23 protein-coding genes and 1 pseudogene are annotated in these 23,865 nt (G+C 73.0%); 12 read left to right on the forward strand and 12 right to left on the reverse strand.

Annotated features, from left to right (window positions below; all coding sequences use genetic code 11):
* Positions 1 to 89: 89 nt before the first annotated feature.
* A complete protein-coding gene (locus ACFYQQ_RS13295) occupies positions 90 to 986 on the forward strand; it encodes an RNA polymerase sigma factor SigF (protein ID WP_355794149.1) in 897 nt (298 codons plus the stop codon).
* Between the two features lie 99 nt (positions 987 to 1,085).
* Here the strand turns inward: ACFYQQ_RS13295 and ACFYQQ_RS13300 are convergent, their stop codons facing one another.
* Complete coding sequence (locus tag ACFYQQ_RS13300; protein ID WP_356243403.1) at positions 1,086 to 2,546, reverse strand: diacylglycerol kinase family protein; 1,461 nt, start codon at positions 2,544 to 2,546, stop codon at positions 1,086 to 1,088.
* 260 nt (positions 2,547 to 2,806) lie between these two features.
* Here ACFYQQ_RS13300 and ACFYQQ_RS13305 point away from each other — a divergent pair, with 260 nt between their 5' ends.
* The 3 genes and pseudogenes from ACFYQQ_RS13305 (at position 2,807) to ACFYQQ_RS13315 (ending at position 5,948) form a co-directional block, all read left to right on the forward strand.
* Complete coding sequence (locus tag ACFYQQ_RS13305; RefSeq protein WP_388904540.1) at positions 2,807 to 4,486, forward strand: PP2C family protein-serine/threonine phosphatase; 1,680 nt, start codon at positions 2,807 to 2,809, stop codon at positions 4,484 to 4,486.
* A pseudogene (locus ACFYQQ_RS13310) lies at positions 4,483 to 5,531 on the forward strand (B12-binding domain-containing protein); the annotation flags it as partial. The gene ACFYQQ_RS13305 and the pseudogene ACFYQQ_RS13310, both read left to right, overlap by 4 nt.
* Before the next feature lie 33 nt (positions 5,532 to 5,564).
* Positions 5,565 to 5,948 (forward strand): STAS domain-containing protein, encoded by a 384-nt coding sequence (locus ACFYQQ_RS13315; protein ID WP_388904779.1) that lies wholly within the window; start codon positions 5,565 to 5,567, stop codon positions 5,946 to 5,948.
* A gap of 12 nt (positions 5,949 to 5,960) precedes the next feature.
* On the opposite strand, the gene ACFYQQ_RS13320 is transcribed toward ACFYQQ_RS13315, so the two are convergent.
* The 4 genes from ACFYQQ_RS13320 to ACFYQQ_RS13335 all read right to left on the reverse strand — a co-directional run bounded on the left by ACFYQQ_RS13320 (position 5,961) and on the right by ACFYQQ_RS13335 (position 9,901).
* Positions 5,961 to 6,404, reverse strand: a complete 444-nt coding sequence (locus ACFYQQ_RS13320) for a response regulator (RefSeq protein ID WP_355794499.1) — start codon at positions 6,402 to 6,404, stop codon at positions 5,961 to 5,963.
* Complete coding sequence (locus ACFYQQ_RS13325) at positions 6,401 to 8,062, reverse strand: ATP-binding protein (RefSeq protein WP_388904542.1); 1,662 nt, start codon at positions 8,060 to 8,062, stop codon at positions 6,401 to 6,403. The genes ACFYQQ_RS13320 and ACFYQQ_RS13325 overlap by 4 nt, the downstream gene beginning before the upstream one ends.
* Complete coding sequence (locus ACFYQQ_RS13330; RefSeq protein WP_355782192.1) at positions 8,059 to 9,258, reverse strand: fused response regulator/phosphatase; 1,200 nt, start codon at positions 9,256 to 9,258, stop codon at positions 8,059 to 8,061. The genes ACFYQQ_RS13325 and ACFYQQ_RS13330 overlap by 4 nt, the downstream gene beginning before the upstream one ends.
* A gap of 190 nt (positions 9,259 to 9,448) precedes the next feature.
* Positions 9,449 to 9,901, reverse strand: a complete 453-nt coding sequence (locus ACFYQQ_RS13335) for an ATP-binding protein (RefSeq protein ID WP_355782176.1) — start codon at positions 9,899 to 9,901, stop codon at positions 9,449 to 9,451.
* A gap of 253 nt (positions 9,902 to 10,154) precedes the next feature.
* Here ACFYQQ_RS13335 and ACFYQQ_RS13340 point away from each other — a divergent pair, with 253 nt between their 5' ends.
* Positions 10,155 to 10,640, forward strand: a complete 486-nt coding sequence (locus ACFYQQ_RS13340) for a MarR family transcriptional regulator (RefSeq protein WP_355782179.1) — start codon at positions 10,155 to 10,157, stop codon at positions 10,638 to 10,640.
* 12 nt (positions 10,641 to 10,652) lie between these two features.
* Here the strand turns inward: ACFYQQ_RS13340 and ACFYQQ_RS13345 are convergent, their stop codons facing one another.
* On the reverse strand, positions 10,653 to 10,991 hold the full coding sequence (locus ACFYQQ_RS13345) for an STAS domain-containing protein (protein ID WP_355782182.1): 339 nt from the start codon (positions 10,989 to 10,991) through the stop codon (positions 10,653 to 10,655).
* Between the two features lie 354 nt (positions 10,992 to 11,345).
* Between ACFYQQ_RS13345 and ACFYQQ_RS13350 the strand changes: the two genes are divergently transcribed.
* From ACFYQQ_RS13350 to ACFYQQ_RS13360, 3 genes are read left to right on the forward strand one after another with little or no spacing between them, the layout of a single operon-like run.
* On the forward strand, positions 11,346 to 11,510 hold the full coding sequence (locus ACFYQQ_RS13350) for a hypothetical protein (RefSeq protein ID WP_355782185.1): 165 nt from the start codon (positions 11,346 to 11,348) through the stop codon (positions 11,508 to 11,510).
* A complete protein-coding gene (locus ACFYQQ_RS13355) occupies positions 11,507 to 12,154 on the forward strand; it encodes a PRC-barrel domain-containing protein (RefSeq protein WP_355782187.1) in 648 nt (215 codons plus the stop codon). Before ACFYQQ_RS13350 ends, ACFYQQ_RS13355 begins: the two co-directional genes overlap by 4 nt.
* On the forward strand, positions 12,154 to 12,579 hold the full coding sequence (locus ACFYQQ_RS13360) for a PRC-barrel domain-containing protein (RefSeq protein WP_356243540.1): 426 nt from the start codon (positions 12,154 to 12,156) through the stop codon (positions 12,577 to 12,579). The genes ACFYQQ_RS13355 and ACFYQQ_RS13360 overlap by 1 nt, the downstream gene beginning before the upstream one ends.
* Positions 12,580 to 12,598: 19 nt before the next feature.
* Here ACFYQQ_RS13360 and ACFYQQ_RS13365 read toward each other — a convergent pair whose 3' ends face one another.
* A complete protein-coding gene (locus tag ACFYQQ_RS13365) occupies positions 12,599 to 13,921 on the reverse strand; it encodes a DUF6777 domain-containing protein (protein WP_356164196.1) in 1,323 nt (440 codons plus the stop codon).
* A gap of 166 nt (positions 13,922 to 14,087) precedes the next feature.
* Here ACFYQQ_RS13365 and ACFYQQ_RS13370 point away from each other — a divergent pair, with 166 nt between their 5' ends.
* Positions 14,088 to 15,377, forward strand: a complete 1,290-nt coding sequence (locus ACFYQQ_RS13370) for a streptophobe family protein (protein WP_356243396.1) — start codon at positions 14,088 to 14,090, stop codon at positions 15,375 to 15,377.
* 3 nt (positions 15,378 to 15,380) lie between these two features.
* Here the strand turns inward: ACFYQQ_RS13370 and ACFYQQ_RS13375 are convergent, their stop codons facing one another.
* From ACFYQQ_RS13375 to ACFYQQ_RS13390, 4 genes are all read right to left on the reverse strand, one after another.
* Positions 15,381 to 16,382, reverse strand: a complete 1,002-nt coding sequence (locus ACFYQQ_RS13375; RefSeq protein ID WP_356164200.1) for a serine/threonine-protein kinase — start codon at positions 16,380 to 16,382, stop codon at positions 15,381 to 15,383.
* A complete protein-coding gene (locus ACFYQQ_RS13380; RefSeq protein ID WP_388904546.1) occupies positions 16,382 to 17,857 on the reverse strand; it encodes a hypothetical protein in 1,476 nt (491 codons plus the stop codon). Before ACFYQQ_RS13380 ends, ACFYQQ_RS13375 begins: the two co-directional genes overlap by 1 nt.
* Positions 17,858 to 17,862: 5 nt before the next feature.
* Complete coding sequence (locus tag ACFYQQ_RS13385) at positions 17,863 to 20,202, reverse strand: FHA domain-containing protein (protein ID WP_355788331.1); 2,340 nt, start codon at positions 20,200 to 20,202, stop codon at positions 17,863 to 17,865.
* 91 nt (positions 20,203 to 20,293) lie between these two features.
* A complete protein-coding gene (locus ACFYQQ_RS13390) occupies positions 20,294 to 20,704 on the reverse strand; it encodes a hypothetical protein (RefSeq protein WP_355788334.1) in 411 nt (136 codons plus the stop codon).
* 357 nt (positions 20,705 to 21,061) lie between these two features.
* Here ACFYQQ_RS13390 and ACFYQQ_RS13395 point away from each other — a divergent pair, with 357 nt between their 5' ends.
* Together ACFYQQ_RS13395 and ACFYQQ_RS13400 are read left to right on the forward strand one after the other, a co-directional pair.
* The gene (locus ACFYQQ_RS13395) at positions 21,062 to 21,448 is read left to right on the forward strand and encodes a nuclear transport factor 2 family protein (RefSeq protein ID WP_355788337.1); all 387 of its coding nucleotides are present in this window, start codon (positions 21,062 to 21,064) and stop codon (positions 21,446 to 21,448) included.
* Positions 21,449 to 21,518: 70 nt separating this feature from the next.
* Positions 21,519 to 21,815, forward strand: a complete 297-nt coding sequence (locus ACFYQQ_RS13400) for a DUF1905 domain-containing protein (RefSeq protein WP_355788340.1) — start codon at positions 21,519 to 21,521, stop codon at positions 21,813 to 21,815.
* 15 nt (positions 21,816 to 21,830) lie between these two features.
* On the opposite strand, the gene mgrA is transcribed toward ACFYQQ_RS13400, so the two are convergent.
* Positions 21,831 to 22,832, reverse strand: coding sequence for an L-glyceraldehyde 3-phosphate reductase (gene mgrA / locus ACFYQQ_RS13405; RefSeq protein WP_355788343.1), 1,002 nt, complete (start codon positions 22,830 to 22,832; stop codon positions 21,831 to 21,833).
* Positions 22,833 to 22,943: 111 nt separating this feature from the next.
* On the opposite strand from mgrA, the gene ACFYQQ_RS13410 reads away from it, so the two are divergent.
* Positions 22,944 to 23,852: a LysR family transcriptional regulator gene (locus tag ACFYQQ_RS13410; RefSeq protein ID WP_356164207.1), complete on the forward strand. Its 909-nt coding sequence runs from the start codon at positions 22,944 to 22,946 to the stop codon at positions 23,850 to 23,852.
* Positions 23,853 to 23,865: the final 13 nt, after the last annotated feature.

Raw genomic sequence — 23,865 nt, forward strand, 5'->3', positions numbered from 1 at the left:
CGCCCCGAATCAGCAGACATGGGTTCGCACTTACGGGGTAGTCGCGAGACACGATGTTTGGAAGGGCGAACAGTTTCGTGGGAGAGGTAATGGACACCGTCACCGCCGTGAGCCGGTCGAAGGTCACCCAGGAGTCCGCCCGGACCGGAACGTGTCAGGAGGGTCTGCCGGTCGTCGAGGATCCGCGCGCCGTGGCTCCCCGCGACGCGAGGGAGTTGTCCCGACAGTTCTTCCAGCGCCTCGCGGAACTCGAAGAGGGCACGCACGAGTACCAGTACGCGCGCAACACGCTGATCGAGATGAACATGTCGCTGGTCCGCTTCGCGGCGGGCCGCTTCCGGCACCGCGGCGACGACCTGGAGGACATCGCCCAGGTCGGGATGATCGGCCTGATCAAGGCCATCGACCGCTTCGAGATCTCGCGCGAGGTCGAGTTCACGTCCTTCGCGCTGCCGTACATCGTCGGCGAGATCAAGCGCTTCTTCCGTGACACGACGTGGGCGGTGCACGTCCCGCGCCGCCTCCAGGAACTGCGCGTGGAACTGGCCAAGGCGCGCGAGGAACTCTCCAGCCGCCTGGACCGCGACCCGAGCGTCGCCGAACTGGCCACCCTCATGAACCTGTCGGAGCAGGAGGTCGTGGAGGCGCAGATCGCCTCGAACGGGTACAACTCCTCCTCCCTGGACGCCGCCCTCACGGGCGACGGCACCCAGGACGGGGAAGCCGTCCTCGCCGACTTCATCGGCGTCGAGGACGACGGCATGCGCCTCGTCGAGGACTTCCACACGCTGGCCCCGCTGGTGGCGGAGCTCAGTGAGCGCGACCGGCAGATCATCCACCTGCGGTTCGTGGAGGAAGCCACCCAGGCGGAAATAGGAGAACGCCTCGGCTGCTCCCAGATGCACGTCTCGCGACTGATCAAGCGGATCATCGAGCAGCTGCGCAACGGCATGCTCAGTGACGTGGAGCGCGTCGAGCGGGCCTGACGGTCCGCCTCCACCGCGACATCCGAAAAGGCCGGTGGCGCCACCCCTTCCTTGTCAGGGGTGGCGCCACCGGCCTTCGGATGTCGCGGACGGTCCGGCTCAGCGCAGCCACTGGTCCTTGTCGGCGGGCCGGTACAGGGTCACCGCACGCGTCAGCTTGTCCAGGACCAGCCGGGGCGCCGCGGCGCTGGTCACCTCACCGTCGTAGGAGAACCGCGGGTCGCCGTGCCGCACTTCGAGCCGCAGGCTGCGGACCTGGGCCGTGGTCAGGACGCGGCTGTTGTGCAGGGTGCCGGTCAGGACGGCGATCAGCAGGCGGGTGCGCGCGAAGGGCGTGCCGCCGTCGACGGCACGGACGTCCAGCAGCCCGTCGTCCAGCTGCGTCCGGTACGTCGGCGCGAAGCCGGCCGGGTGGTAGAGGCCGTTGCCGGCGAACAGGAGCCACAGCCGCTTCGGGCTCCCGTTGACCGACACGCTCACCGGGCTGCCCGTCGCGAGGACCTTGGCTAGGCCGACCACGAGCGCGGGCCACTTCCCGATCCGCTTCTCCAGCAGTTCCCGCGCGCTGACCAGGTCCGAGTAGACGCCCAGGCTGAAGGTGTTGACGAAGATCTGCTCGGGCCCGCCCGGGGTCTTGGCCCGCCCGAGGTCCGCGACGACCGCGTCGCCGTCCTGCACGGCCCGGGCGACATCCTCGGCGGACTGGTTGCCGAGGTCCACGGCGAAGTGGTTGAACGTGCCGCCCGGGAACACCGCGAGGGGTACGCCGAGCCGGGCCGCCGCCTCGGTCGCGGCATTCACCGTGCCGTCCCCGCCGCAGGCGCCGAGCGCACCTCCCTGTTCCTTCGCCCGTCGCGCGGCCTGCTCCAGCAGTTCGGGCAGGGGCTGACCCTGCTGCGGAAGCAGGATCTCGGCCTTCGGCAGCAGGGTGCGCAGGTGCTCGGCCACGTCGGGTGTCTCGGTGTTCCGGGACAGACCCGAGGAGGGGTTGACGACGATGTGCAGCCCGGCGCCCTCGGGCAGGGCCGGTGCGGGCCTGCGCGGTGGTGCCGCGGCGGCGGCCGCCTCCGGCTTCACCGGCCACCAACGCGCGGTCAGCGCGGCGGCGCCGACCCCGATCGCGACGCCGACGGCCACGTCTCCCGGGTGCCGGACGCGGGACCGTATGCGGGCCATGGTGAGCGCGACGGCGCCGGGGACGACAAGCAGACCGTAGCGGGGTGCTTCGAGGACGACGCCCGCGGCGAACGCGGCGGCGGAGGCCGCGTGTCCGGCCGCCTCCAGCGGCTGCACCTTGCGCGCCGCCGGGCGTGCGAGGGCGCGGGTCGCCGTCGACGCGATCGCGACGGTGCCGATGCCCCGCAGTGCCGCGCGGCGTGCAGTCCGGTCTCCCGAGGCGCCGAGGGCCGCGGCCGCCGCGCCCCACAGCAGCCCGCCCGCCACGACCCTCCCCCGGCCGGGCGCACCCGTGCTGCGCAGGCCCGCCCGCATCACCGTCCGGACGGCCGGCAGACCGCGGATCCCGCCGCCCGTTCGCAGTCCGGCCCTGCTTCTCGCCATGGTCGGCCCCACCCTTGCGTCTCGACTGTGGATCTCCTGGCCGGCAAGGACGTGCCGCCCCCCTCACTGTGCCCCGAGTCGCCGACTTCATGGACCTCTCACTCCCCCGTGATGTCGCACACGTCGCAGGGGCGCATCCGTCACCCCCAACTGCCGTTCCGGGAGAGGCGACGGCCTGAATAGCCGTGGGCGGGGCACCCGACCAGGACGTGTCATCGACACTGAGAGGTGAAGGAGCCCGCCCCGCGAGTTCCGCATATGTGGTCAATCCACTGGAAATTCCCCCGAGTCCCCGCGCTCCGGCGGACCGTGCCGAGGCGGACGCCGCCTGGTACGCCGCTCCCTGCCCCGTCCTGATCGCCGCGCCGGACGGCACCGTACGCGAGGTGAACCGGGCGGCCGCGGCGGTCCTCCCCGGTGCCGCGCCCGGCGTCCGGATCGACGACGTGACCCCCGGCTGGTTCACCGCCGCCCACCGACGTCTGCGCGGGCTCCGAGCGGAACCGAGCCCGGACGGACCGGACGCCGCGGCCGCGCACGGGCCCGTCGGAGAGCGCAGCTTCGCCGCGCACCCCGTGGTCCGCGGCGACGGAGCCGTCGTGTGGTGGTTCGTCGACGAGACGGCACACCGCCTGGCCGACGCGCAGTTGCGGACGGAGCGGCAGCGCACCGCGTTCCTCGTGGAGGCGTCCACCCGCCTGCTGTCCTCCCTCAACCTGTCCCGGGTCATGGACGTGACGGCCCGGTTGGCCGCCGAACACCTCGCCGACGCGGCGCTCGTCGTCGCCCCGGCCGCGGGCCGACGCCATCCCGTCACCTACTGCGTCCGCGGTGGCACCCCGGTCCGCGCGGGCTCCGCCGGCACGCCGGCCGACGTCCCTGGCCTCGAAGAGGCACTCCAAGGCTTCCCGCCCGTCCCCTCGCGCTGGATCGACCCGGCGGCCTCCCCGGACTGGGTGGTACCGCCCGGCTTCGGCGAGGTCGGGTCCATGGTGGTCACGCCGCTGCCGGGACACGGCGTGCCCGCGGGTGCGCTGATCCTGCTGCGCAGGTCCGGGCAGGCCTCCTTCGACGAGAGCGAGGAACTGTTCGCCCGGCTGCTCGCGGCCCGCGCCGGCGCCGCCCTGTCGGCGGCCCGGATGTACGCCGAACAGGCGTCCATCACCAAGACGCTGATGCGCGAACTCCTGCCGCCCCCGCTGCCGCCGGTCGCGGGCATCGAGTTCGCGGCGGGCTACCGCCCGTCCGGGGAGAGCAAGCGGATCGGCGGGGACTTCTACGACGTGCACCCCGCGTCCGGTTCGGGCGAGGAGTCCCTCGTCGTCCTGGGCGACGTCTGCGGCAAGGGACTCGAGGCCGCGGTGCTGACCGGCAAGATCCGCAACTCGCTGCACGCGCTGCTGCCGCTGGCCGACGACCACTCACGCATGCTGACGCTGCTCAACGGCGCCCTGCTCACCTCGCGACACGCCCGCTTCGCCACGCTGGTGCTGTGCTCCGTCCTGCGCCGGGGACGGGACGTGCGGCTGCGCCTGTCCAGCGCGGGCCATCCCTCGCCGCTCATCGTGCGCCACGACGGGCAGGTCGAGGAGGCGCGCACCCGCGGCACCCTGCTCGGCGCGCTGCCCACGGTGACCGTGAGCTCGGCCACGGTGAGCCTCGCGCCGGGCGAGATCTGCCTCCTCTACACCGACGGGATCACCGAGGCCCGGGGCGGCCCGCTCGGGGACGATGTGTTCGGCGACGAGCGGCTGCGCGACGCGCTGGCCGGGTGCGCCGGCATGCCGACGGAGGCCGTCGTGGAACGGGTGCAGATGCTGGCGTCCGACTGGGTCGGCGGCGGCGCCCACGACGACATGGCCGTGGTCGCGGTCGGCGCCCCGCGCGTCCGCCGGTTCAGCGCGGTGGACGGTCAGGGGCCCGGCAGGTCCGCCGGATGACGGAACCGTACACAGCCGGGCGGTCCGGCGGGCCCGGACGACCCTGGGCCGACGCGCTGCGGACCGCCGCACTGGCGGGCGACGAACCCGCCGCCCTCGCCGTGGTGGACGCGGCCCTGGGCTCGGGCATGGCAGCCGAGGCGTTCCTCGTCGAGGTCGTCGCCGCCGTCCAGCGGCAGGTCGGCGAGGCATGGGCCGCCGACCGGATCCCGGTGGCCCGGGAGCACGCCGCGACCGCCGTCGCCGACCGGGTCGTCACCGCGGTCACCCGGCATCCGGAAGCGCACCGCGCGGCACCGACGCGCGGCCGGATCACCGTGGCCTGCGTAGACGGCGAGTGGCATGCCCTGCCCGCCCGGCTCCTCGCCGAGGTGCTGCGGCTGCGGGGCTGGCGGGTCGACTGGCTGGGGGCCCGGGTTCCGGCTCCGGAGCTGATCCGACAGCTGCACCGCACGGGTCCTGACGCCGTGGCACTGTCCGGCTCACTGACGACCCGGCTGCCCACGGCCCACGCCACCATCACCGCCTGCCGACGCGCGTCCGTGCCCGTGGTGGCCGGCGGCGCGCGGCGTTCGGCGCGGACGGCCGGTACGCGCGTCTGCTGGGCGCCGACGCCTGGGCGCCCGACGCCCGCAGCGCGGCGGACGCGCTGGCCGGCGGACCGCCCCGCGCTCCGGCGGTACCGCACGAGCCGGTCGCGCGCCTGCCTCATCTCGCCGACCAGGAGTACACCCTCGTCGCCCGGTCGGCGCCGCAGCTGGTGGGGGCGGTCCTGGCCGGTCTGACGGAACGGCTCCCGCCCTGGGGCCAGCCCGCCGCCGAGGACGTCGCCCGGCTCGTCGACTCCCTCGCCGCCGGCCTCTACACGGACGACGCCGAACTCCTCACCGGTTTCACGACGTGGACCGCCGCCGTCCTCGGCGCCCGCGACGTGCCGCGGCGGGCGCCGCTGCTCGCCCTGGACCTGCTGTGCGCGCAGTTGCGTGACTTCCCCCGGGCCACCGGCCTGGTGCGCGAGGCCCGCGGCGCCGTGTCCCACAGCCCCACGAACCCTGTCCCCGGATCAGGAAAGCCCGGTATGAACCCGTCGCCACCCTCACCTCAGCTCGAGGTCACCCCGTCCGCGGCCGAACCGCGCAGCCTGCGCATCGGGCTCGGCGGCACCCTCGACCGCGACAGCGCCGACCTGCTCGTGACGGCCGCCTCCCGGCAGCTCGCCGATCATCCGGGGACCACCGAACTGCGCCTGGACTGCGCCGACATCACGTCCTGCGACGCGATGGGGCTGTCCGCGCTGCTCATGGTCCGGCGGCTGGCCGGGGAGGCCGGGGCGCGCATCCGGCTGGAGGGCGGGAGTGTCTGCCTGGACCGGCTGCTGGAGGTGACGGGGACGCGGGAACACCTCGTCGCGGCACCGGTGCCCGGTGCGCCGGGCAAGGGCGGGCCCGAGCGCCCCGGGTGACCGCCGGGGCCGTCAGGTCGTCTTGGGCAGCTTGACCACGGTCACGAAGAAGTCGTCGATCTGCCGGACGGCCGCGATGAACTGGTCGAGGTCGACCGGCTTGGTCACGTACGCGTTGGCGTGCAGTCGGTAGCTGCGCAGGATGTCCTCCTCGGCCGAGGACGTGGTCAGCACGACGACCGGGATCAGCGCCAGCTCGTCGTCCGACTTGATGCGCTCCAGTACCTGACGTCCGTCGTACTTCGGCAGGTTCAGGTCGAGCAGGATCAGGTCGGGGCGCGGCGCGTCCGCGTACTGGTTCTGGCGGTAGAGGAAGTCGAGCGCCTCCTCGCCGTCGCGCACCACGTGCAGGGTGTTGCGGATCTTGTTGTCCTCGAAGGCCTCACGGGTCATCAGCTCGTCGCCGGGGTCGTCCTCGACGAGCAGGACCTGGATGGGTTCCGCGGGGGACGTCACGTGCGTGCTCCTTCGTGTGGACGCTCGGCCTCGGCCCGGTCGATGGGCTCCGGCGGCGTCGCGGGCAGGGTGAAGCACACGCGCGTGCCCTCACCGGCGGTGCCGTCCAGACTGATACCGCCTCCGTGATGCTCGACGATCTTCCGGCACAGGGCAAGTCCGATGCCCGTTCCGTCGTACTCGTCACGGCCGTGCAGGCGCTGGAAGATGACGAAGACCTTCTCCCGGAACTCGGGTTCGATGCCGATGCCGTTGTCGCGCACGCACAGCCGCCACTGGTCCTCCCCCTCCGCCTCGCAGCTGACGACGACCTCGGGCGCCCGGTCGGGGTGGCGGAACTTCACCGCGTTCCCGACGAGGTTCTGCCAGAGCATCGTGAGGGTGGTGGGGTCGCCGGTGACCGAGGGCAGCGGTCCCTCGCGCACCACCCGGGCGCCGGTCTCCTCCAGGGAGACGCTGAGGTTGGCGAGCGCCCGGTCCAGTACGGCGTCCAGGGCCACCGTGGCGTGCTCCTCGCCGACCCGGCCGACCCGGGAGAAGGTGAGCAGGTCGTTGATGAGCACCTGCATCCGCTTGGCGCCGTCCACGGCGAAGTCGATGTACTGCTTGGCCCGGTCGTCCAGCTGGTCCCCGTAGCGCTTCTCCAGGAGCTGGCAGAAGGACGCGACCTTGCGCAGCGGTTCCTGGAGGTCGTGGGAGGCGACGTAGGCGAACTGCTCCAGCTCGGCGTTGGAGCGCTTCAGTTCGAGTGTCTGGGCGTCGAGTTCCGCCGCCTGTTCCTTGAGCAGGACCTCGCGGCCCTGGGACTCGGACAGCTCGTCGACGATGCGCCGGCGCATGTCCTCGACCGCCTTGGCGACCGCCTCCAGGTCGCGCGGTCCCTCCAGGCGGATCGTGCGCCGGAAGTCCCCGCCGCTGACCTCCGTCGAGGCCGCTTCGAGGGCGCGCAGCGGGCGTCCGACGATCCGGCGCAGCAGCAGCGTCAGCGCGACGCCGCTCGCCAGGAAGGCCGCGAGCATGCCGATGAAGAAGTACGTGCGGAGCCGGCGGCTGTCCTCGGCCGAGGCGCGGGTGTCGTCGCGCAGCTCGCTGATGTCGTTCTCCAGCTTGGCCAGGCGGGCCCGGGTCTCGTCGAACTTGGTCTTGCTCGCCTCCAGGCCGGGGGTGTTCTCCTGTCCCCCGGAGGCGCGGGCCGCCGCGATGAGCGGTCGCGCGTAGTCGCGGCGCCAGGACTCGCCGGCCTCCCGGACCTCACGCAGGTCGGTGGAGATCCGGGGGTAAGCGGCCAGTTCGTCGACGAGGAAGTCGTGCAGCTTCTTCTCCTCCCGCTGCCCGGACTCGTACGGCTCCAGGAAGCCGGGGTCCTTGCTCAGCACGAAGCCGCGCACGCCCGTCTCCTGGTCCACCAGCGACGTCTCCAGCTGGAAGGCCCTGGACCGCGCAGGCTGGATGTGGTCGCTGAGCCGGTCGGTGCGGTCGTCCGCACGTGCCTGGAGGACGCCGCCCGACACCGCGAAGAGGACGACCAGCAGCACGTTCACCGCCAGCACGACGAGGATCCAGCCCTGGACGCTCAGCCGTGCGACGACCGTGGGCCTTTCGTCCGTACCGCCGCCCGCGCCACCGTCGGACCCGGGGGTCTGCTCCGCTCGGGTCATGAGGCGCCGTCCGTCGACAGGTGCAGGACGGCCACGTCGTCGGCGAGCCCTCCGTGGGCGGCGGTCAGCTCCGCGACCTCGTCGACCACGGCGTCGACGAAGGGCCGGCCCTGCAGGCCCATGTGTTTCCTCGCCACTTCGAGCAGTCCTTCTTCTCCCAGTCGCCGGTCGGGTGCCACCACGCCCTCGAAGAGGCCGTCGGTGAACAGCGTCACGGCGCTGATGTCGTGTGCGGGCAGTTCCGTCTCGGGCCACCGGGCCCGGTCCGGGATGAGTCCGAGCGCGGGACCGGGGGGCGGCTCGAACAGGTCGAGCCCCGCCGGGGTCCGTACCAGGAGCCCGGGATGACCGGCCCGGATCACCCGCAGCCTGCTGCGGTCCCGGTCGAGCCGGAGGATGGTGAGCGTGGCGAAGATGTAGTCGTCGGCGCGCTCGGCGCTGAGGATCTCCTCCAGGAGGCGGACCTGGTCCGTGCCGACGCAGCCGGAGAGCACGGCGGTCCGCCAGGCCACGCGCAGGCAGACCCCGAGGGCGGCCTCGGCGGCACCGTGGCCGGAGACGTCGCCGATCACCGCGTGGACCGTTCCGTCCGTGCTCTCGACGACGTCGAAGAAGTCCCCGCCGAGCAGGGCGTGGTCGCGGCCGGGGCTGTAGCGGGAGGCCACCGCGCAGCCGCCGCCGCGCAGCAGGGGCGTGGGCAGCAGCCCGCGCTCCAGGCGCGCGTTCTCCCGGGCGATCAGCCGGCTCGCCTGGAGTTCGGCGCTCGACCGCTCGACCTGCTTGCGCTGGAGGGCGTAGCGGACGGCGCGGCTCAGCGACTCCGGGGCCAGGCCGTCCTTGGAGAGGAAGTCCTGTGCGCCCTCGGCGACCGCGGCGAGGCCCGCCTCGTTCTCGGCCACGCCGGTGAGCACCACGACGGCCGCGTCGGGCGACGCGTCGCGTACGAGCCGGACCGCGCTCAGTCCGTGGGTGTCCGGCAGGTGCAGGTCGAGCAGCACGCACACGGCGTGCCGCGTGCGCCTGAGGAAACTCCGTGCCTCCGCCAGGGACTTGCACCAGGTGACGTCCATCGGCAGGCCGCTGTCGGCGAGGACCTCGCGCACCAGCAGGGCGTCTCCGGCGTCGTCCTCGACCAGCAGCAGCGCGGGGGCCGCGTCCAGTTCCCACAGCGGGTCGGAGCTGCCGAGGCGAGGCATGACACCGCGTTCACTGATCCCCAGCGGGCGATCTGCCACGCTCATCCCCTCGAATCACCTGCGCCGGCCGTCGACTCCCGCGAGCCTACTGCGGCACACCGGACGGCCTCACGGACGGTCCGTCGCGTGGGGCGTCCGTGGTTCGTCGTCGTGCCTCTTCGAGGCCGTTCTTCCACTGCGGTGATCCGGTTCAAGGGCGCAGGTCGACGACGGCCCTGACGCACTTGCCGACGGGGACACGGCCGACCGTGACCTCGGTGGCGAGAGCGTGGACGATCTCCAGCCCGTGCCGGCCGACCCGCTGGGGGTCACGCGGGAAGCGACGGGGCAGGGTCACGCTGCTGTCGTAGACGGAGACCGCGACGGAGGTGTCGGTGCCTTCGAGTTCCAGGATGTACGGACCCTGGCTGTGCCGGTCCGCGTTCGTGACCAGTTCGCTCACGATCAGCAGGAGGTCGCCGCCGAGCTGCGGGGCGATCTCGGCGCACCACTCCGACCGGAGCTGCTCCAGGAACAGTTCGGCGAAGGCTCGCGCTTCGGCGATGCATCCCGGCTCGCCCGTGTAGTGCGCCGTCCGCCGAAGCGGTTCCACGGGCACGTCGAAGCCAGTCGGTATCACTGCTCCGCCCAGGTGCTCGATCATGCGTATCTCTCTCGGAGGCCGGTGGGTCACTCACTGCTGCTCAGTGCTCGTACCCCGAGATCTCCTTCCCAGTCACCCCGATTTTCCCGGGGTTCACAGGACCGGCGCCACGGGCCGCCGGTGAGCGGGCCTGCGAGTTTCGTCACAGGATTCCCACATGGCGCCGGTGTCATCCCGGTGCGACCGGGCAGGGCCCACAGTCGGAGAGCGTGAACGGTCACCGGGTGCGGTGCGACGACAGAGGTTCGGACAGATGGAAGGCCATACCCCCCGGATACGGGAGGACGTACTGTTTCGCGCCGCCGATCAGCTGTCGGCGGCTGCGGAGATCCTGGTGGCGGTGTCGGCGCGTACGGCGGCGGCGGTCGACAGCCGGCTCTCGCCGTCGCTGCTGCGCGCGCTGACCCTCGTGGGCAGCAGTCCCGGCCTGAGCCTCTCGGCGTTCGCCGACCGCGCGCAGATCAGCCGCTCCCGGGCCAGCCGGGTGTGCGACAGCCTCGAAAGAGCCGGCCTGCTGACCCGCTCCCTCATCTCGGAGGACCGCCGGGGCATCTCCCTGGACCTGACGCACCGCGGCCGCGGCGTCCTCGACACGGTGCACAGGCAGCGCGCCGAGTGGATCAAGGACGCGCTGCTGCGGATGCCCGACGCCGATCTCAGGGCGCTGCTGGCCGGACTGTGGTCGCTCGGCCCGTCCCTCTCCCACGCGCGTCCGGAGCCGGACCGGGGAGCGTCCTGAGAGGCGGGCGGTTCACCCCTGTCCGGGGTCCGCGGCCTCCAGCGCCTCGGCCACCGTGCCGTACACGGGCAGCGCCTGGGAGACGCCGGTGATCGTCAGCAGTCTGTCCATGTACGCGGAGAGCGCCGCCGGCCTCAGACGCGGACCGATCGCGCCGTAGCAGCGCAGGACGACGTTGACCGTCGTCGAGTCCGCGAAGGTGACCTCGGACAGGTCGAGGACCACCGCCCCCGGCCGGGCCAGCGCCGCCGAGGTGATCGCTTCGTCCAGCTGCCCCGCGTTGTCCAGATCCACCTCCCCGCGGACCGCGATCACGGTCGACCGGCCGGCCTCGCGCACCGACAGCGACATGGCCGCCTGACCTGGACTCCGACCTGAATGCACGGCGATCCTTCGAGATGTCTGGGGACAGGGACGCCTGCGGGGCTGGGGGAGCCGCAGGGGACGGCAGCGTACAGGGCCGTCGTGGAGCAGTTGTCCGCCTACCGTATCGGGTCGTTGACCTTGGGCAACAATTGCCTGCCGTAACGATCCGGTACCTCTCGGGCGGCCTCAAGTCCGCTGCCGAGCGGCCAGGTTGCCCTTACCGGAGAGAGGGCTTCCTCCCGTGCCGGCGGGGGCGCATCCTCCCGTCCGCCTGGGGCAGATGGACAGAGCCGGACCGGCCGACGTCGGCCGGGAGGCATCAATGACCGGAGGTGGACGGTGGCCTGGTGGGTGTGGCTGGTCGTCGTTGTCGGTGCCCTGGCACTGCTGGCGGTGGCGACGGTGTGGGTGCAGTCGAGCAGGCGGTCGGGGACCGTCATCGCGGTGCAGCGGGGACGCGGGTTCGGCAAGAGCGGCAGGGACGGCAGGAGAGGGACGCGGTGAGCGAGCTGATGGCCGCGCGCGGCCTCACCAAGCGCCCGGTGGTCACGCTGGGCGGTGATGTCGTCGCGCAGATCAAGGACACCGTCTTCGACGGTCCCGCCGGCCGGGTCACCGGGTTCACGCTCAGCGGGCGGGGGCTGCTGGCGGGTCCGCTGAAGCAGAGTCTGCCCTGGAACGCGGTGCACTCGCTCGGCCGGCACGCGGTCATGATCCGCGGCACCGAGGTGCTGGCGGAGCCGGCCGCGGTGGTCGCCAAGGGGGAGGCGACGCACGGCCGGGTGCTGGGGGCCAGGGTGCTCACCGACACCGGCTCGGAGGTCGGCACGGTGCTGGACGTCGTGGTGGAGGGCGGGGACAGCGGGCGCGTGGTGGGGTTCCGGATCGCCGCGCGGGAATCGCTGGAGCCCGGCTCCAAGCGCCGCCGGCACAAGGTGTTCGTGCCGCGGGGCGAGACGCTGGCCGTCTCCGGGCAGGCGCTCGTGATCCCGGCCGACGCCACCCGGTTCGTCGCCGACGACCTCGCCGGTTTCGTGAGCCAGGTGGAGGCGTTCCACCTCCGGGGCGGCGCGGCCCGGACCGCCGCGCCCGAGGAGGGGGCTCCCGGCGGGAGCCGGGACGGGTTCGAGAAGGGGACGGCGCCGTGATGATGTTCTCCCAGGCCCACGGGCTGCCGGTGGTGACGCTCGGCGGTGCGGACGAGATCGGGGTGGTCGAGTCACTGACCGTCGACGCCGCGTCCGGCACGGTCAGCCACGCCCGGATCGCGCCCGCGCGCGGACGCAAGGAGACGACGATCCCCTGGAACGCCTTCCACGCCTTCGGACCCGACGCCGTCCTCGTCCGCTCCGACCTCCCGCCCGACCCGGCGCCGGCACCCTCGCCACCGCACCATGAGGCCCTGCGCGCCAGGGTCCTGACGGAGGACGGCGACGAACGGGGCACCGTGAAGGACGTCTCCTTCGACCCGGTCACCGGGCGCGTCGAGAAGATCTACACGGCCCTGGGCGAGATCCCCGGCGACCGGCTGCTCGGCCTCGGGGACTACGCCCTGGTCGTACGGACCGGCTGACCGCCGGGCGGGTCCTCGCTCAGAGCACCCGGGGGAACGACCGGGGGCCGGAGGCCCCCGGGGCGCTGAAGGTGGACGCCGACTCCGACGTGGCGTCGGAGGCCGCCGAGGAGTCCGGGGGCGGCTTCGGGGCCTCGGACGTCGGGGGTGACGGCGGCGAGGTCGGCGGCGACGAGGGCGCGGACGGCGACGAGGACGAGGAGGAGGACGACTCGGGCGGTGTCGTCCCGCAGCCCGGCGGCGGGGTCACACCGTGCGGGGATACGCACGGGGACGCGGAGCCGGAACTCGGGCCGGTCACCGACGGGGAGGGCCGCTCGGACGGCGGATCGGTCTTCTTGTCCTGCTTGCCGGTGTCGCCCTTCTCGCGGCGGAACCAGTCGTCGTGCTCCGGGTCGAAGAGGACGAAGACGTTGATGACCGTCGGCGCCGGGGTGACGACCACGATGTTCTGGGGGCGGTACGAGGGCCAGGAGTCACCGGTCGTCCGGGGGGCCGTCTTCTGCGGGACCGGATCCGTCAGCGGGTTCCCGCACGCGCAGCGCACCCGCGGCAGACCGCGGTCGTTGACGAGCACGGCCGTACCGGCCTGGAGGACCGCCTGATAGCTGGTGGCGGCGCCGTTGCGGTAGCCGTGGTTGGTGACCCAGGTGTCCATGCGCAGCTGGACCGGGGTGAGCGAGCGCAGGTAGGCGGGCACCTCCGACGGCTGGACTCCCGCGACCGACGCGAACGCCTTGTTCTTCGCCGGGTCCGCGCCGAGCGCCGAGACCTGCTTCTCCACGTCGCAGCTGGCGACCTTGCGGGTGCCGCCGTAGAGGCCGGGTGCCGAACCCTCCACGCCGCGCGGCGCGTTCGCGGAGGCGGAGGTGCCGCTGGGCGGTGCGGGCGTCTCGGGGGTGGTGGAACTGTCCTTCGCCGTCGACTCCGTGTACGGGTCGGGTCCCGTCTTCGCGGCGGCCTGGAGGAAGACCTCGCCGCCACCAGGGGCGGCCGTGCCCCCGGAGGAACCGTCCGGACGGGTGAGGACGACGGCCAGGATCACCGCCGCCACGACCGCGGTGGCGATGACCGCCACCCGGGGGGCCGACCTCCACCAGGGCCGCTGGGGGCCGCCGCCCATGCTCGCGCCGCCGGAGGGGTGCGGGCCGGACGGACCGCCGCCTCCGTCGCCGCCGGGACCACCGGTTCCACCGGCGCCCGAGTCACCCGAGGGCCCCTGCGGGGGGCGGGCGTTCGGCTGGGTGGGACCGGGCTGGGACGGCCCCGGCTGCGAGGGGCCCGACAGCGGGCCCGAAGGGGGGCCTGTGGGACGGCCGGAGGACGGCGGTTCGACGCTCACGAGCTCTTCTTCCCTGCGGAGGGACCTCGCGGCACAGTCGGTACGTTTTGTGCCGCTCTATTCCACAACGAGCCCATTGTGTGCCCGGGTCCCGCGTCCCTCGCAAGCGGACGCGGTCGGCCCTCCCCGGCGGGCGGACCTCTCCCGCCCTGCTTAGCGTGACAACGTGAGCGCCCAGACACCGTCCGACCGAACCGTCGCCCGCCACGGCTGGATCCAGGCCGTCACCACGGTCCTGGCCGCGCTGATCGCGATGGGCGCGGTCGCCGCCCTCGGACTCTGGGCGGCCGGCGCGGCAGACCTGCCCGGCAACGCGTTCCCCCGGGTCGTCGCCGCCGCCGTGGTGACCGCGGTCGGCGGCAGCATCGAGCTGTCGGGCGACGCCGGGGCCATCGCCGACACGCAGGCCGACCTCACCGCGATGCCGTTGTCGGTCACCCTCGCCGGCGCCCTCGTGGTCGCGGCCGGCTTCCTGCGCCCGCTGCGGCACCGGGCCGTGGCCGGCACCTCGGAGCTGAGCGGCTGGGCCGCCCGGGTCGCCGTCGTATGGCTGCTGGGGCTGATCGGACTGGCGCTCGCCGCCCGGCAGGACTTCGAGATCTCCCTCGGGGACGGTGTCGTCTCCGACATCGGCGACCTGCTCGGCGCGTCCCCGAAGGTGGGCTTCGAGGCGGATCTGCCGCTCACGGTGCTGTTCGGGCTGCTGTGGCTGGCCGGCGTCATCGTGCTGGCGGTGCTCGTGTCGCCCCGCGCCCCGCTCCCCGCCCGGCTGCTGCGCTTCCAGGAGCCGGTGCGCCCCGCCGCCTTCGCGATGGTCGCCCTGCTCCTGTCCTGCGTGGCCGTGGGTCTCGTCGTCGCCCTGGTCGTCGCCGCCACCCGAGGCCATGTCGCCGAGACCTTCGCGGTGATCCTGCTCGGCCTGCCGAACCTCGTCTGGCTCGCCTTCACGATCGGCCTGGGCGCCTCCTGGGAAGGCCGCGTCCAGGGCCCGTTCGGTCTGCCCATGCCGCACGTCCTGGACGAGGTGCTCCGCACCCGGGACATCTCCACGCTCAACCTGAGCACCCTGGCCGAGTACGACGGCCGGGTGTGGTGGCTGGTGGCCGTCGACGCCGTACTGGTGCTGGGCGCCGCCTTCCTCATGGCCACCCGCTCCCCCGCCCGGGTACGCGCCTGGCAGCACGCCCTGCACCTGGCGGTCGCCCTGGCGCTCACGGTGCTCGCGATCTGCCTCCTCGCCCGCCTCTCCGCGCACTACGGGCTGTCGCTCCTGGGCATCGGAGACCTCGGCGGCGGTCTCTCCGGACAGCTCCTGCTGCGGCCCCGGATCTGGACGGCGGTCGGTTTCGCGCTGCTGTGGGGGCTCGTCGCCGGGTTCCTCGGCGCCCTGTCGGCCACCCGGGTGCGTCGCCGCGGCGAGGTCCCGGCGGCCGGAGCCCGCGACCGCAACCCGTAGGGCCTAACGGCGGAAGACCGGGCGGGCCCACTCCGGCGGTTCGGGCGGCGCGCCGGGGTGCTCCGGCGCGCCGAGGGCGCCGTGGTCCACCCGGGTCGGCTCGTGACCTCCCTCCACCCGCCCCGTCACGGCGGCGCGCAGCGCGGCCACGAACGCCCGGCAGGAGTCGTACCGGTCGTCCGGGGTCTTGGCCAGCGCCCGCGCCAGGACGGCGTCGGCGCCGGAGGTGAGGTCCGGGCGCTTCTCGGTGAGGGGCGGCGGCTGGTCGTACTGGTGGGCCCACAGCAGGGCCATGTCGTCGTCCCGCTGGAATGGGGGCCGCCCGGCCAGCAGTTCGTAGACGACGCACGCGAGGCCGTACACGTCGCAGCGCCCGTCCACCGGACGCCCCGAGATCTGCTCGGGTGCCACGTAGTCGAGGGTGCCCACGAACTGTCCCACGGTCGTGAAGCCGGTCAGCGACAGCGACTTCTTGGTCAGGCCGAAGTCCGTGAGGTAGACGTGCTCGGGGTGGTCGCTGTCCGTGCCGCGCGCCACCAGGATGTTGCCGGGCTTGACGTCCCGGTGCACGAGCCCGTGCTCGTGCGCGGCGTCGAGCGCGGACGCCACCTGCGCGGCGATGCGGACGGCCGTCCCGGCGGGCAGCGGACCCTCCCGGTCCAGCAGATGGCGCAGGTCCTGCCCGGAGACGAAGCGCATCGCGATGTACAGGACGCCGTCCGTCTCGCCCGCCTCGAAGACCGGCACGATGTGCGGATGGTCGATGGCGGCCGCCACCCGCGACTCGTGGGTGAAGCGCCGGCGGAAGGTGTCGTTGCGCGCGAGTTCCGGTGCGAGCAGCTTCAGGGCGACGGTCCGGTCCAGCCGCAGGTCCTTGGCGCGGTAGACGACCGCCATGCCGCCGCGGCCGATCTCGCGCTCGATCCGGTAGCCGGCGATCTGCTTCCCGACCAGACCCGAGGGGCGCCCCGCGTACACGCTCGTGTCGTGGGGCGTTTCGGCCATCAGTGGTCACCCCGGCGCACACCCCGCGACGCGTCCGGACGCCGCACGACCCGGGTCGGTTCGTGCCCCCGGTCGGGCGCCGGGTCCCGCACGAGACGCGTCGGCTCCCCGGCGGCCTCCGACTCCGTGACGAGACGGGTCGCCTCGTGCCCACCGTCGGGAGCCGGTTCCCGCAACAGACGCGTCTCCTGCTCTTCAGGCTGCTGCTCCGCGACGAGACGGGTCGGCTCATGCCCGCCGTCGGGAGCGGGGTCCGGCGCCGGGCGCGTCGGCTCCCCGGCGGCCTCCGACCCCGTGACGAGACGGGTCGCCCCGTGCCCACCGTCGGGAGCCGGTTCCCGCAACAGACGCGTCTCCTGCTCTTCAGGCTGCGGCTCCGCGACGAGAGGGGGTGCCCCGTGCCCGCCCTCGGGCCCCGGGTCCCGCACGAGACGCGTCGGCTCCCCGGCGGCGTCCGACTCGGTGACGAGACGGGTCGGATCATGTCCGCCGTCGGGAGCGGGGTCCGGCGCCGGGCGCGTCGGCTCCCCGGCAGCGTCCGACTCGGTGACGAGACGGGTCGCTTCGTGTCCACCGTCGGGCGCCGGCTCCGCGACGAGACGCGTCGGCTCATACCCGCCGTCAGGAGCGGGGTCCGGGGCCGGGCGCGTCGGCTCGCCCGGCCCCGGTTCCTGGACGAGGCGGGGCGGTTCGTCCGTGGGGAGGGGCGGCTCGGTGTCCGTCTCCCCCGCGCGCCGCGTGGGCTGCGGGGACGCCGTTTCGCCCGTGAAGCGGGTCGGCCCGGCGGGCGCCTGCGTCGCGGGGCGCGCCGGCCCGGCGGGCTCGGCATCGTCCGGGGGTCCCGTCGGACCGGTGGGCCCGGGTTGTCCCGAGGGCCCGGCCGTCGCGGGGCCGGCCTCCGCGGCGGTCGCGGCCGGAGGCGGGTCGGCGTCGGCCTCGACGACCCGGGTGGCCTCCCGGGGGGGCCGTGCCGGTTCCGGGGCCGCCGCCGAGGGCTCCCCCGGCGCCGCGTAGGTGCTGAGCCGCGTGCCGTCGCTGTACACCCACCGCTCGTGCTCGGCGTCGTACAGCCACACGGACTCCCCGTCGACGACCACGCCGGCCCGCATCCCGTGCGTACGGCCGCGGAACGCCTCTCCGTCGAGGCGGCCAGCGGTCAGGTCCTCCGTCGCGCTCCGGTAGCGGGCGAGCGACTCCTGGACGCGGGTGAGGAGGGGGCGCGGGTCCGCCGTACGGGTGAGCGGGCTGCTCGCGGCGGGCGGTGCCTGCGGGACGGCGATCAGCAGGCGGCCGTCGACCCAGGCGGACCAGCCGTTGGCGCAGACGATCCGCCCCCAGTCCCCGCGCCGCTCGGCGAGCTGCACGGGGAGCAGGGCGTCGAGCGGCACGGTGGGCCGGGAGGGATCGGGTGTCTCCCAGGCGGACATCCCGTCCTGGGGGACGACATGGGTGGGGCGGAAGTCGGGAGCCGTCATCGCACCTACTTCCGCATGACCGCGGGCTCGTGTCGGCGCAGCAGGCGCGCCACCAGGTATCCGAAGACGACGGAGAGCACGACCAGCATCCCGATGTTCAGCAGCCACACGCCGACCGAGTGCTTGAAGAGGGGATCACCGGTCAGGTCCCCGGGCACGACGCGGGCGAGTCCGATCGTGCCGGCCATCGCGCCGAGCGCCCACCGCGAGGGCACCAGCCAGGCCAGCTGCTCGATGCCGGGCACTCCGTTCAGCTTGAGCAGGGCGCCGCAGAAGACGACCTGCACGATCGCGAGCAGCACCAGCAACGGCATGGTCACCTCCTCCTTGCGGACCAGCGCGGAGACGAGCAGGCCGAGCATCATCGCGGTGAAGGCGAGCATGGCCACGGCCACCGTGATCTCGGCCAGGGGTGGCATGAGGACGCCTTCTCCGCCGGGCGCGTTGAGGTCGACGCCGAGCAGGGCGACCAGGGTGAGGACGACCGCCTGGAGGATCGTGACGGTGCCGAGGACGACGACCTTGGACATCAGGTACGCCGATCTGGACAGGCCGACGGCGCGCTCCCGCTGGTAGATGACGCGTTCCTTCACCAGTTCGCGCACGGCGTTGGCCGCGCCGGTGAGCACGCCGCCCACGCACAGGATGAGCAGCGCGTTCATCGCCGTCTCCTGGGTGAGTTTGCTCCCGGCCAGGGCCCGGGCCATGGCGCCCATCACGAACGGCAGCGCGATCATGATGATGAGGAAGGTGCGGTCGGCGCCGAGCGCGGCGGCGTAGCGTCTGACCAGGGTGCCGAGCTGGGCGCCCCAGCTCTGTGCCTTGGGCGGCGGTCCGAAGACGCGGGCCTGCTCTTCCTGCGGCAGGGGCGGCTGGGCGGACGCGTTGAGGATGTACTGGCGGTTGAGCACGGAGTCGCGGTAGTCCCCCGCCCAGTCCCGGTCGTGGTCCCGCTCGAAGGCCTCGAACGCCTCGGGCCATTCCTCGAAACCGAAGTAGGCGAGGGCCTCCTCGGGCGGCCCGTAGAAGGCCACCTTGCCGCCGGGCGCGAGCACCAGGAGGCGGTCGCAGACGTCGAGGCTGAGCACGCTGTGCGTCACGACGATGACCGTCCGGCCGTCGTCGGCCAGGCCGCGCAGCATGTGCATCACCGAGCGGTCCATGCCGGGGTCGAGGCCGGAGGTCGGTTCGTCGAGGAAGAGCAGCGAGGGCTTGGTCAGCAGTTCGAGGGCCACGCTGACGCGCTTGCGCTGGCCGCCCGACAGGCTGTGGATGGGCTGCGTGGCCCGCTCCTCCAGGCCCAGCTCGCGGATCACCTCGTCGACCCGGGCGCGGCGTTCCGCCTTGGCGGTGTCCTGGGGGAAGCGCAGTTCGGCCGCGTAGGTGAGCGCGCGCCGCACGGTCAACTGGGCGTGCAGGATGTCGTCCTGGGGCACGAGCCCGATGCGCTGGCGCAGTTCGGCGTAGTCCCGGTACAGGTCCCGGCCGTCGTACAGGACCGTGCCGCGGTCGGCGGGGCGCTGCCCGGTCAGGGCGTTCAGCAGGGTGGACTTGCCGGCGCCGCTGGGGCCGACGACGGCCAGCAGGCATTTCTCGCCGACGGGAAAGGACACCTGGTCGAGGAGCGTCTTGCGGCCGTGGTCGACGGCGACACCGAGGTCCTGGACGTCGAGGGAGACCTCACCGGTGTCGACGTACTCCTGCAGCTGGTCGCCGACGAGGCAGAAGGCGGAGTGGCCGATGCCGACGATGTCACCGGCGGTGACGACGGCCCGCTCGACGGGCTGTCCGTTGAGGAACGTGCCGTTGTGGCTGCCGAGGTCGACGATCTCGTAGGTGCCGTCGGCCCGGGCGCGCAGCTCTGCGTGCCGGCGGGAGACGACGAGGTCGTCGACGACCAGGTCGTTGTCGCCGCCGCGGCCGATGCGTACCGTGCGGGCGGGCAGTGGCCGTACGGTGGTCGGCTGCCGGAAGGTCCCGGTGGCGGAGGGGGTGTGGACGGCGGACGGGCGTTCCGGCGCGGCCGGCCGGCGGTCGACGAGCAGGACGCGGGGGCCGTCCGAGGGGTTGCCGAAGCGGATGACGCTGCCCGGGCCGACGCCCCACTCGTGGACGCGGCGGCCGTCGGCGAAGGTGCCGTTCGTGCTGCCCTCGTCCTCGACCGTCCAGTGGTCGCCCTCCGGTCGCAGTACGGCGTGGTGCCACGAGACTCGGATGTCGTCGATGACGACATCGCTGAGTGGGTCCCGCCCGACGTGATAGTCGCGGCTGGGACTGATCACCGTGGAGCCCGCCTCGGTCTCGAGGACGAGCTCGGGCGCTGTCGCGACCGGCCGTTCTCTCATGCCTGAATTCTAGCGATTCATCCGCATGCCCGCCTGGGCGGCAGCGGTCACGGGCGGCAGGACCGGCGTCAGGGCCGGGCACGGGCGGGGGTCAGGCCGCGGGCGTGGAGAGGACGGGGACGAAGCGCTGCATCCGCAGCGCGTCGACGGACTCGGCGAGCAGTTCGTACTCGGTGGTGTCGTCGTTCGTGGTGATGCGAACCAGCTTCCCGGCGGCCAACTCCTCGGCGACGACCTCCTGTTGGAGGGTGTCGCCGCACCAGGCGCGCAGCACGGCCGGCACGTCGGGCACGCCCGCTCCCACCGGCGTGATGGAGTTCGGGGGAAAGTTCGGATTGTCCGGGCGCGGATCGAGGCGCTCGGCGATCCAGGAGGCGCGGTCCCGCATCCACCACAGGGCCAGCGCCAGTGTGGGTGCGCGGTAGGTCCCCAAGGGGACGCCGACGCGCTGGCCGCCGCATATTCCGTAGGCGGTCACATGGCACAGGAATTCGTCATGCACGATCGCTCCCCCATTACGGCGCTCGCTGCCGGTCCGGCCTCTCTTTCCTTGCGGCTCGTGTGCGGTGCTGTGGTGCGAAGATGCTCTCGGTGCGAGGGTGCTCGGCGGGCGTGGCTGAATCACCCTGTTCATCGAGTATCGCCACTACTGACACTCTGTCACCATGCCATTCCAGCCAGTCTCTTGGCATATTCCGTGCGGCGACTGGCCGAAACGGTTCGGGCCCTCTTACCCCGGAGGTAATCGACGCTCCCGCGGGCGGCCCGGCATGGTTGCGGTACCGGATCCCGGCGGGCGAACACACCGCGGAATCCGGTCTCTGACCAGCACGTACATCTCGATGGAGGCTGATCGACCATGTCCGCAGGCAATGAGCGTCATGAATCCGCCGTGGCCCGTTACTTCGAGGCCTGGAACGCCCGGGACCCGGAGAGCCGGGTGAAGGCGGTGGCCGCCGCGTGGGCCACCGACGGGGGTTACACCGATCCGCTCGCCGACGTCCGCGGGCACGAGCGGCTCGCCGCCGTGATCGCCGCGGCGCAGGAGCAGTTCCCGGGTCACTCGTTCCGGCTCACGGGCGCCGTCGACGCCCACCACGACATCGCGCGCTTCGGCTGGGAACTGGTCGCCGACGCGGACGGCTCGGCGCCCGTCGCCGGATCCGACGTGATCACCCTCGACGCCGGGGGCCGCATCCAGGACGTGTTCGGCTTCCTGGACCGGGTGCCGGCCGGGGCCGCCTGAGCGCCCGCGATGAGTTCCGCCGCTCCCGGTGGTCTCTTGGGAAGAGGAACCACCGGGAGCGGAGGAACACATGAGTACGGCGAACAACCTGGACGAGCACTTCACGGCGGAACTGCTCAAGAGCCCGGAGAAGGGCGGCTGGACCTACGTCGTGTGGCCCGGCTCAGCCGCGTTCTTCGGGACGCGCGGCCTCGTCAAGGTGCGGGGCACCATCGACGGTCACCCTTTCCGCAGCTCCTTCATGGCCCTGGGCGACGGAACGCACAAGCTGCCTGTGAAGGCCGACGTGCGCAAGGCGATCGGGAAGGAGGCCGGAGACTCGGTGACCGTCCATCTGCTGGAGCGTCTCGACGCGCCGGGCGGCTGAGGAAGGGTCTCCGGTTCAGCGGCCGGCCGCGCCGATGATCCCGTCGATCCGGGACAGCTCCTCGGCGGAGAAGTCCAGCGCACCCGTCGCCGCCACGCTGTCCTCCAGCTGCCGGGGGCTGCTGGCCCCGATCAGCGCGGAGGTCACCCGCCCACCGCGCAGCACCCAGGCCAGCGCCATCTGCGCGAGCGACTGGCCCCGGGACTCGGCGACCTCGTTCAGCTCGCGCAGCTGCCCCACCAGCTCCTCGGTGACCTTGTCGGCGCTCAGGAAGGGGCTGTCGCTCGCCGCGCGCGAACCCTCGGGGATGCCGTCGAGGTAGCGGCTGGTCAGCAGGCCCTGCTCCAGGGGCGAGTAGGCGATGGAGCCGACCTGGAGCTCGTCCAGCGTGTCCAGGAGGCCCTCTTCCTCGGGCCGGCGGTCGAGCATCGAGTAGCGCGGCTGGTGGATGAGCAGCGGCGTGCCCAGTTCACCGAGGATGCGGGCGGCCTCCCTGGTCTGCTCCGGGGAGTAGTTCGATACTCCGACGTACAGCGCCTTGCCCTGGAGGACCGCCGAGTGCAGGGCACCCATGGTCTCCTCCAGGGGGGTCTCCGGGTCGGGGCGGTGCGAGTAGAAGATGTCCACGTACTCCAGGCCCATCCGGGACAGGCTCTGGTCCAGCGAGGACAGCAGGTACTTGCGCGATCCCCATTCGCCGTACGGGCCCGGCCACATCAGGTATCCGGCCTTGGTCGAGATGACCAGCTCGTCGCGGTAGGGCGCGAAGTCCGCCCGCAGCGCGTCCCCGAGCGCGGACTCGGCGGCGCCGGGCGGCGGGCCGTAGTTGTTGGCCAGGTCGAAGTGGGTGACGCCCAGGTCGAAGGCGCGGCGCAGGATCTGCCGCTGGGTGTCCACCGGACGGTCCGGCCCGAAGTTGTGCCAGAGCCCCAGCGACAGCGCCGGGAGCTTCAGGCCGCTGCGTCCGGTGCGGCGGTAGGGCATGGCCTCGTAACGGTCGGTGTGCGGCGTGTACAACGTGGGCTCCAGGAGGAGAGATCCAGAGGGACGTCCTCCACTTTCACCCGCGCACCGGCATGCGGTCCAACAGGAGAATCGGATGGGATTCAGCGTCTACGCTTCTCAATCATGGAACTGCGCCATCTCCAGCATTTCGTAGCCGTCGCCGAGGACCAGCACTTCACCCGTGCGGCGGAACGGCTGCTGGTGTCGCAGTCCGGCCTGTCCGCGTCCATCCGGGCCCTTGAGCGGGAGCTCCAGGCACCGCTGTTCGTGCGCACCACCCGCCGCGTGACGCTCACGGAGGCCGGCCGCGCCCTGCTGGGCGAGGCGGAGCGGATCCTCGCCCAGGTGCGGGCCGCCCACGACGCGGTGGCGGCGGTGCAGGGCGTCCTGCGCGGCACCCTGTCGCTGGGCACCGAGCAGTGCGTCGCCGGGGTCGGGGTCGCCAGGCTCCTGGCGGCGTTCCGGCGGCAGCACCCGGACGTGGAGATCCGGCTGCGGCAGGCGGGCTCGGGGGCACTGGCCGAGGAGGTGGCGGCCGGCCGCCTGGACCTGGCCTTCGCCGTCCGGACGCAGGCGGACAGCGAGCAGCTGCGCTCGGTGCCGCTCACCGGCGAGCCGATGACCGTCCTGTGCCATCCGGAGCACCGCCTCGCCGGGGGCGGGCCGGTCGCACCGCAGGACCTGGGCGGCGAGGCCTTCGTCGACTTCCACCCCGACTGGGGGCCGCGGCGCGTCACCGACGCCGCCTTCGCGATGGCCGGCGTCCACCGTACGGTCGCCCTGGAGGTCAACGACGTGCACAGCCTGCTGGAACTGATCCAGCAGGGCCTCGGTATCGCCGTCGTCCCCCGGCACTTCGGCCACAAGCCGGAGGCGTCCGTGCTCACCGCGCTCCCTCTGAAGGGCGTCGAGGACGTGTCGTACGAGACGGTCGCCATGCTGCCGCCGGAGGAGGCGACGAGTCCCGCGGCCCGGGCGCTGATGGCCGTCCTCACGGATCAGCCGCCCGCCCGGGACGTCACACACGTGTGAGGGAGCCGCCGCC

The organism is Streptomyces sp. NPDC005496, from assembly GCF_042872045.1.
Classification (GTDB): Bacteria; Actinomycetota; Actinomycetes; order Streptomycetales; family Streptomycetaceae; genus Streptomyces.

Bases quoted from the DNA above. Each gene is read 5' to 3' on its own strand.
- ACFYQQ_RS13295 (WP_355794149.1), top strand. From the start codon at position 90: ATGGACACCGTCACCGCCGTGAGCCGGTCGAAGGTCACCCAGGAGTCC.
- ACFYQQ_RS13300 (WP_356243403.1), bottom strand. From the start codon at position 2,546: ATGGCGAGAAGCAGGGCCGGACTGCGAACGGGCGGCGGGATCCGCGGT.
- ACFYQQ_RS13315 (WP_388904779.1), top strand. From the start codon at position 5,565: ATGAACCCGTCGCCACCCTCACCTCAGCTCGAGGTCACCCCGTCCGCG.
- ACFYQQ_RS13325 (WP_388904542.1), bottom strand. From the start codon at position 8,062: ATGACCCGAGCGGAGCAGACCCCCGGGTCCGACGGTGGCGCGGGCGGC.
- ACFYQQ_RS13330 (WP_355782192.1), bottom strand. From the start codon at position 9,258: ATGCCTCGCCTCGGCAGCTCCGACCCGCTGTGGGAACTGGACGCGGCC.
- ACFYQQ_RS13335 (WP_355782176.1), bottom strand. From the start codon at position 9,901: ATGATCGAGCACCTGGGCGGAGCAGTGATACCGACTGGCTTCGACGTG.
- ACFYQQ_RS13340 (WP_355782179.1), top strand. From the start codon at position 10,155: ATGGAAGGCCATACCCCCCGGATACGGGAGGACGTACTGTTTCGCGCC.
- ACFYQQ_RS13345 (WP_355782182.1), bottom strand. From the start codon at position 10,991: ATGTCGCTGTCGGTGCGCGAGGCCGGCCGGTCGACCGTGATCGCGGTC.
- ACFYQQ_RS13360 (WP_356243540.1), top strand. From the start codon at position 12,154: ATGATGTTCTCCCAGGCCCACGGGCTGCCGGTGGTGACGCTCGGCGGT.
- ACFYQQ_RS13375 (WP_356164200.1), bottom strand. From the start codon at position 16,382: ATGGCCGAAACGCCCCACGACACGAGCGTGTACGCGGGGCGCCCCTCG.
- ACFYQQ_RS13380 (WP_388904546.1), bottom strand. From the start codon at position 17,857: ATGACGGCTCCCGACTTCCGCCCCACCCATGTCGTCCCCCAGGACGGG.
- ACFYQQ_RS13385 (WP_355788331.1), bottom strand. From the start codon at position 20,202: ATGAGAGAACGGCCGGTCGCGACAGCGCCCGAGCTCGTCCTCGAGACC.
- ACFYQQ_RS13395 (WP_355788337.1), top strand. From the start codon at position 21,062: ATGTCCGCAGGCAATGAGCGTCATGAATCCGCCGTGGCCCGTTACTTC.
- ACFYQQ_RS13400 (WP_355788340.1), top strand. From the start codon at position 21,519: ATGAGTACGGCGAACAACCTGGACGAGCACTTCACGGCGGAACTGCTC.
- ACFYQQ_RS13410 (WP_356164207.1), top strand. From the start codon at position 22,944: ATGGAACTGCGCCATCTCCAGCATTTCGTAGCCGTCGCCGAGGACCAG.